We start from the raw sequence: 3,212 nt of genomic DNA, 5'->3' as shown, positions 1-3,212 counted from the left end.
CTCGCCGGCGACCCGGACCGGCTCGGGATCGTCCGGTCCGCGGCCGGCCGCCGGCTGCGCCGGCACCCCGCCGGGGCGGGGTGGGTCGGCGGGGGCTTCCCCGGCCGCCGCCCGCAGCCGGTCGAGGGCCGGGTCGGCGGGCATCAGAACACCTCCGCCAGGCCGGCTGCCTGCGCCGGGTGGGCCCCGCTGCGCCGGCCCGGGATCTCGCCGCAGAGCCGCGGGGTCGGGAAGACCTTGCCCGGGTTGGCCAGCCCGGCCGGGTCGAAGGCGCAGCGCAGCAGGTGCATGGTGTCCAGGTCGTCGTCGGTGAACATGCGCGGCAGGTACTTCGCCTTGTCGACGCCGACGCCGTGCTCGCCGGTGATCGAGCCGCCGTGCCGCACGCAGAGGTCGAGGATGGCCCCGGAGACCTCCTCGGCACGTTCGGCCTGCCCGGGCACGGCGGCGTCGAAGAGGACGAGGGGATGCAGGTTGCCGTCGCCGGCGTGGAAGACGTTGGCCACCCGGATGCCGTGTTCGGCGGACAGGTCGCCGATGCGGCGCAGCACCTCGGGCAGGGCGGTCCGCGGGATCACGCCGTCCTGGACGATGTAGTCGGGGCTGATCCGGCCGACGGCGGCGAACGCCGACTTGCGGCCCTTCCAGAACAGGGCGCGTTCGGCGTCGTCGACGGCGATCCGGATCTCGAACGCCGCGTTGGCCCGGCAGAGCGCCTCGACCTGGGCGAACTGGGCGTCGACCTCGGGCGCCGGGCCGTCCAGCTCGACGATGAGCACCGCGCCGGCGCCGGCCGGGTAGCCACAGTGCACGGCCGCCTCGGCCGCGGAGATGGCCAGGGCGTCCATCATCTCCACCGCGGCGGGCACCACCCCGGCCGCGATGATCGCCGAGGTGGCCGCGCCGGCCTGATCGGTGGTCTCGAACGCGGCGAGCAGGGTACGCACCGACTCGGGCAGCCGGGTCAGCCGGACGGTCACCTCGGTGGCGATACCGAGGGTGCCTTCGGAGCCGATGAACGCACCGAGCAGGTCGTAGCCGGGCGTGTCCGGGGCGCGGCCGCCGAGGCGTACCCGCTCGCCGTCGGGGGTGATCACCTCGAGACCGGTGACGTGGTGGGCGGTGAAGCCGTACTTCAGGCAATGAGCGCCGCCGGAGTTCTCCGCGACGTTCCCGCCGATCGAGCAGATCTGCTGGCTGGACGGGTCGGGCGCGTAGTAGTAGCCGTGCGGGTGCGCGGCCCGGCTGACCGCCAGGTTGATCACGCCGGGCTGCACCACCGCGCGCTCGTCCTCGGGCGCGACCTCGACGATCTCCCGCATCCGGGCGGTGACGATCAGGACGCCGTCGGGGTGCGGCAGCGCCCCGCCGGAGAGCCCGGTGCCGGAGCCGCGGGCGACGAACGGCGCGCCGGCCGCCACGCAGGCGCGCACCACGGCGGCGCACTGCGCGGCGTCCTCGGGGAGCGCGACCAGCGCCGGGACGCTCTTGTACCGGGCCAGCCCGTCGCACTCGTAGGTGCGCAGCTGCTGGCGGTCACTGATCACCCGGTCGGCGCCGATCGCGGCGCGCAGGGCGGCGGCGAGGGCCTCGATGTCCGTCGTGGTCGCGCTCATCGCCCACCTCCGCGTCGCCTGGGTCGGTCAGGGCATCCGTTCGTACGCCGGGACGGTGAGGAAGTCGGCGAAGTCGTCGGCGACGGCGACCTCCATGAACAGCGCCCGCGCCTGCGCGTAGTCGCCCGGGTCGCCGGGGAGTTTGCCGATCTCCTCGTCGGCGATGCGTTCGACCAGGTCGCGGGTGACCCGCTCGCCGGTGTCGTCGAGGGTGACGCCGTTGTGCAGCCACTGCCACACCTGGCTGCGGGAGATCTCCGCGGTGGCCGCGTCCTCCATCAGGTTGAAGATGGCCACCGCACCGGTGCCGCGCAGCCACGCGGCCAGGTACTGCACGCCGACGCTGACCGCGTTGCGCAGCCCCGCCTCGGTGTGCCCGCCGGGCGTGGACCGCACGTCGAGCAGCTCGGCGGCGGTCACCCGCACCTCGTCGCGGGTGCGGTCGAGCTGGTTCGGGCGGTCGCCGAGCACCCGGTCGAAGACCTCCCGGCAGACCGGCACCAGGTCGGGATGGGCCACCCAGGAGCCGTCGAAGCCGTCCCCCGCCTCGCGGGTCTTGTCGTCCCGGACCTTCGCCAGGGCGGTCTCGTTGACCTGCGGGTCGCGCCGGCTGGGGATGAACGCGGCCATCCCGCCGATGGCGTGCGCGCCGCGCCGGTGGCAGGTCCGCACCAGCAGCTCCGTGTACGCGCGCATGAACGGCACGGTCATGGTGACCGCGTTCCGGTCGGGCAGCAGGAAGTCCGCGCCCCGGGTACGGAACTTCTTGATCACGCTGAACATGTAGTCCCACCGGCCGGCGTTCAGCCCGGCGGAGTGCTCCCGCAGCTCGTAGAGGATCTCGTCCATCTCGAAGGCGGCCGGGAAGGTCTCGATCAGCACGGTGGCCCGGATCGTGCCGCGGGGGATGCCGAGCCGCTCCTGGGCGCGGACGAACACGTCGTTCCACAGTCGCGCCTCGAGGTGGCTCTCCATCTTGGGCAGGTAGAAGTAGGGCCCGGCACCGCGGTCGAGCTGCCGGTGGGCGCAGTGGAAGAAGTAGAGCCCGAAGTCGACCAGGCTGCCGGAGGTGCGTTCCCCGTCGACCAGGAGGTGCTTCTCGGAGAGGTGCCAGCCGCGCGGGCGGACCACGATGGTGGCCAGGTCGCCGTCGTGCAGCGCGTACCGCTTGCCGTCGGGCGAGGTGAACTCCAGCTTGCCGTCGATCGCGTCGCGCAGGTTGAGCTGGCCGGAGACGACGTTCTCCCAGAGCGGGGTGTTGGCGTCCTCCAGGTCGGCCAGCCACACCTTGGCGCCCGAGTTGAGCGCGTTGATGGTCATCTTCGCGTCGGTGGGGCCGGTGATCTCCACCCGGCGGTCGACCAGGCCGGGGGCCGGCTCGGCGACCCGCCAATCGGACTCGCGGACCTCGCGGGTGCCGGGCAGGAAGTCCAGGGTGCCGCCGTCGGCCAGCTCGGCGTCGCGGCGGCGGCGCCGGGGGGGCCGGTGCCCGCGGGGGGGGGGGTAGGTGGGGGGGAGGTGGGGGCCGTACGCCCCCCCCCCCGGGGGGTGGGTTTGGGGGGTTGGGGGGGGGGGGGGGCCGGGGTGCTCGGGGCC

General features: G+C 74.2%; 2 protein-coding genes. Both read right to left on the bottom strand.

Going from position 1 to position 3,212, the window contains the following annotated elements:
• Window positions 1-143 precede the first annotated feature (143 nt).
• Window positions 144-1,616: an FAD-linked oxidase C-terminal domain-containing protein gene (locus ACWEVO_RS33420; protein ID WP_452311415.1), complete on the bottom strand. Its 1,473-nt coding sequence runs from the start codon at window positions 1,614-1,616 to the stop codon at window positions 144-146.
• Between the two features lie 27 nt (window positions 1,617-1,643).
• Window positions 1,644-3,212: malate synthase A (aceB, locus tag ACWEVO_RS33415; RefSeq protein ID WP_452311414.1), on the bottom strand; the 1,569-nt coding region annotated here is incomplete at its 5' end.

The organism is Micromonospora sp. NPDC003776 (assembly GCF_053605645.1).
The sequence above is the reverse complement of the archived record's forward strand: the minus strand, read 5'-3'. Positions and strand labels throughout refer to the sequence as shown.

Bases quoted from the DNA above. Each gene is read 5' to 3' on its own strand.
- ACWEVO_RS33420 (WP_452311415.1), bottom strand. From the start codon at position 1,616: ATGAGCGCGACCACGACGGACATCGAGGCCCTCGCCGCCGCCCTGCGC.